Here is a 3,836-nt window from a genome sequence, read left to right on the forward strand (position 1 = left end):
GGGCGGTTTGTGGTGGTGTGTTTCTCTACGTGGCCCCCCCCCGCCGTTTTCGCTCTGCTTAACGCGGTCCCGGGGGGGGGGGGGGCGACGGAACCCCCCGATACCCGATCCACTCACCAGCGGCAATGACCACCCGACCACCCCACCCGAGGCTGATTCGTACGGGCGGGGGCGGGCCGGGCCGGTCTGGGTGTGGCTGCTAGCAGGATTCCTCGAACTTCACCACGCCGAACGTGACGGGCTGTCCGTCGAGTGCCGCGCCGGCGGCGGGTTCCTGGCTGCACACCTGCCAGTTGGACTCCATGAAGATCATGCGGTCCTGGCCGGAGACGTCCTCGACGGTGATGCTGGTGCTGCTGTCGAGCGCGTCGCGGGCGACGTTCACGGCCTTGCCCGTGAAGTCGGGCATCGTCGAGTCGGCCGCCACGGGTGCCTCCACGTCTCCGGTGGGGCAGTCCTCTTCGAGCTTCACGGCGCCGAAGTCGACCTGGGTGTCGGTGGAGTGTTCGCCGGCGGTGGGTGTCTGGGTGCACACCTTCCAGTTGCGGTCCATGGCCTGCATGCGGTCACGGCCGAGGGCGTCGTGGGAGGTGAGCAGGAAGAATCCGGCCGCCTGTGCGTCGTCCTGCGCGGTCTGGAGGCCCTTGCCCGTCATATCGGGCAGGTTTCCCGTCTCCAGGACTTCGGTGTCGTCGGTGGTGGCATCCTCGTTCGCCGCGTCGGTGGCCGTGTCCTCGGCGGTGTCGTTCTGTTCCGTTCCGGACTGGTCCTTGGCGCTGCCGCTCGTGGTGCTGGTGCCGGTCTCACATCCGGTGAGGGCGAGGGTCAGTAAGGCCGTCAGAGCTGCTGCGGTGGTACGCGTGCGCATGATGTCCCCCCAGGGAGCTGATGGTTGAAGAGTCATCATCTGGGGTGTGAGGGGAATGTGGAGGTCATGTGACAAGTTTGTGATGTTTATGCGTTGTGTGGGTGCCGCGACAGCGAAGGTCGGCTGGCGTCCTCGCGGTCCTCGCGGTCCTCGTGGTCGTCCCTGCGGTCATGCCGGACATGCCGGTCCTGCCGGTGCTGGCGGTTCTGCCGGTGCTGGCGGTCCCGGTGGTGCTTCCGTGAGGCGAAGTGCCTTTGTAATGCCGGTAGTTGGAGGATCAGTCGATGTGGTGGTTTGGCGTTGGCTTTCCTTTCTGTGGGTGGGTGGACGCGTGATTCTGGAGCGGGGCGGCGTATCAGCCCTTCGGACAGTGCGCGTGAATCCCATACCTGTGAAGGGGAAGACATGGCCACGTATGAGACCGAGATCCACACGGGCGGCGGCGGGTGGCAGCAGGACCAGCCGCTCACTCTCTCCATCGCCAACCGCGCGGATGTGGTTCCTCGGGACGGTGCTCCCTCCACCGGCACGACCGTGACCTGGTCGGGCGACGAGGGGAACGGCAGCGTGACGTTCTTCGACGGCGGCAGCTCGTTCCAGGGGACTGCCCAGTTCCCTGGCGAGGGGCCGGTCGGGTACCGGGGGACGCGGGTCGGCTGACCTGACCTGCTGACAGACAGACAGAACGACAGACCTGCTGACCTGATGGTCAGCAGGTCTGTTGCTGTGCGCGGCGTGCGCAGAGGCTCGCTCCGGGTCAGGGAGCCGTGGTCTCCAGTTCTTCCAGTTCTTCCAGTTCTTCGAGGCCCGCGTCGATGCTGGACTCCAGGTCGCCCAGGGAGCCCTCCAGCGCCTCGGTGGCTATCTCGCCGGCTATTTCCTCGATCTGCTTGTCGCTGAGGCCCTCGCAGGCGTCGAGTCGGCCGGCTTCCTCGCCGCTGGGGACGGTCTCGTCCATCTGCTTCTGCAGGGCGGTTTTGCAGGCGGCCGGGTCGGCGCTGCTGTCGCCGCTGTTGTCGCCGCCGCAAGCGGTGAGGGTGGCGAGGGCGAGCAGGGTCGTGAGCAGTGCTGTGCGGGTCTTCATGGTCCCCCCAAGGTGGTTGCTGTTGCGAGGGCATCATCCGTCGGGGCGGGGGTGCCGGGTGGGCGCTGTGGCTCAGTTGTGATCTTGCGGAGTGGTGGCTGTGGGGGCCCTTTCCCGGGATTTGCCGGGGTCCCCCTGCGAGTTCGTCGAGGGCTCTGCGGGTTCGTCGAGGGTCCCCCCTGTGGAGCGGGTCGCATCCCGGCCGCCTCCTGACGCTTACATACCCCTTAGGGGTATGTTATTGTGCGGCAGCTGGATACCCCCTGGGGGTATTAGGAAACGGAAGGGGTGGAGTGATGTCTACCGTCAATCCCAAGCGGTGGTGGGCGCTCGGCGTGCTCGCCACTGCGCAGTTCATGGTCATCATGGACACGTCGATCATCGGGGTGGCGCTTCCCGAGATGCAGAAGGATCTGGGCTTCTCGCAGGGCGAGTTGCAGTGGGTCTTCAATGCCTATGTCATCGCCTTCGGCGGGCTGCTGCTGCTCGGTGGGCGGCTGTCCGATCTGCTCGGGGCGCGCCGGGTGTTCAACGCCGGGTGGGTCGTGCTGATCGGTGGGTCGGTCGTGGCCGCCGCCGCCCAGACGGCCTGGGTGGAGGTGGTCGGGCGGGCCGTGCAGGGGGTCGGCGGGGCGCTGATCGCGCCTGCGGCGATGACCTTGCTGATGATGCTCTTCGCGCACGAGCCCAGGGAGCTGGGCAAGGCCATGGCGCTGTACGGGGCCGCCGCGCCCGCCGGTGGTACCGCCGGGGTGTTCCTCGGCGGGGTGTTCACCGAGTGGCTGAGCTGGCCCTGGATCTTCATCATCTACGTGCCCATCGGCATCGCCACCCTCGCCGCCACCAAGCTGCTGCCCGACGTCCGGGGCCGGCGCGGCGGGGTCGATGTGCTGGGTGCCGTCGCCGTCACCGGCGGGCTGGCGCTCGCGGTGTTCGCCGTCGTACGGGCGCCCGAGGAGGGCTGGGCCGCCACCACGACCGTGCTGCAACTGATCGGCGCGGCCGTGCTGCTGGGGCTGTTCCTGGTCGTGCAGCGGATCGTGCGCGCGCCCCTGATGCCGCTCGGGATCTGGCGGGTGCCACGGCTGGGCTCCGCCAACCTCGCCATGGCCCTGCTCGGCGCCGCGTGGATTCCCATGTGGTACTTCCTCAATCTCTATCTCCAGCAGGTGCTCGGGTACGGGGCCTTCGCCTCCGGTGCCGCCCTGCTGCCGATGACCGGGCTGCTCATGGTCTTCATGACCCTGATCACCGCGAAGCTGCTGGCCAGGTTCGGCGCCAAGCCGCTGATCGGCACCGGACTGCTGGTCCTCGCCGCCGGGCTGCTGTGGCTGTCCGCCGTCGAGCCCACCGGCACCTTCGTGGTCGACGTCCTGCCCGCCTCGCTGGTCGCCGCGCTCGGCATGTCCCTCGCCTACATCCCGGCGATGATGGCCGCCATGTCCCGCGCCCCGCAGGAGCAGGCGGGCCTGGCCTCCGGCATCGTCAACACCACCTATCAGGTCGGCTCCGCGCTCGGTCTCGCCGCGCTGACCGCCGTCGCCACCTCCCAGGGCGCCGGACGGCTGGGCGATCTGCCCGCGATGACCGACGGTTTCAGTGCGGCGTTCGTCTGGGCCGCCGTCATCGCCGCCGTGGGCGGGCTCGTCACCCTGCTGGTGATGCGGGGGGAGGGGGTGGCCGGTGGTGCTCCCGACGGTGCGGATGGGGTGAAGGAGTCCGGCGAGCGGGCCGGGGTCTGACGTCCGGCCCTCCCGGCCAGATGTCTCACCTCCCACGTCGGAAGGGGCGGGCCGGCCGCGGCCGCCCCGCGGTGTGGGGGGGGCGGCCGGGCGGCGAACAGCCGCGGGGTGGGCTTCCCCCCCCGCGGCCCGCGTGGGGGCG

Annotated in this window: 5 protein-coding genes; 3 read left to right on the forward strand and 2 right to left on the reverse strand. The window is 69.1% G+C overall.

The window, feature by feature from the left end; genetic code table 11:
- Positions 1-199: 199 nt before the first annotated feature.
- Positions 200-868 carry a hypothetical protein gene (locus ACFXAZ_RS21820; RefSeq protein WP_384593616.1) on the reverse strand — a complete coding sequence of 223 codons (669 nt, stop codon included), beginning with the start codon at positions 866-868 and terminating at the stop codon, positions 200-202.
- 101 nt (positions 869-969) lie between these two features.
- On the opposite strand from ACFXAZ_RS21820, the gene ACFXAZ_RS21825 reads away from it, so the two are divergent.
- The gene (locus tag ACFXAZ_RS21825; RefSeq protein WP_384593618.1) at positions 970-1,110 is read left to right on the forward strand and encodes a hypothetical protein; all 141 of its coding nucleotides are present in this window, start codon (positions 970-972) and stop codon (positions 1,108-1,110) included.
- Positions 1,111-1,273: 163 nt separating this feature from the next.
- Complete coding sequence (locus ACFXAZ_RS21830; protein WP_384593621.1) at positions 1,274-1,528, forward strand: hypothetical protein; 255 nt, start codon at positions 1,274-1,276, stop codon at positions 1,526-1,528.
- Between the two features lie 97 nt (positions 1,529-1,625).
- On the opposite strand, the gene ACFXAZ_RS21835 is transcribed toward ACFXAZ_RS21830, so the two are convergent.
- Entirely contained in the window at positions 1,626-1,952 is a 327-nt protein-coding gene (locus ACFXAZ_RS21835; RefSeq protein WP_384593624.1) for a hypothetical protein, read from the reverse strand.
- Between the two features lie 296 nt (positions 1,953-2,248).
- Between ACFXAZ_RS21835 and ACFXAZ_RS21840 the strand changes: the two genes are divergently transcribed.
- Complete coding sequence (locus ACFXAZ_RS21840; protein ID WP_384593627.1) at positions 2,249-3,694, forward strand: MFS transporter; 1,446 nt, start codon at positions 2,249-2,251, stop codon at positions 3,692-3,694.
- Positions 3,695-3,836 lie beyond the last annotated feature (142 nt).

This window comes from Streptomyces sp. NPDC059477 (assembly GCF_042749375.1).
Classification (GTDB): Bacteria; Actinomycetota; Actinomycetes; order Streptomycetales; family Streptomycetaceae; genus Streptomyces.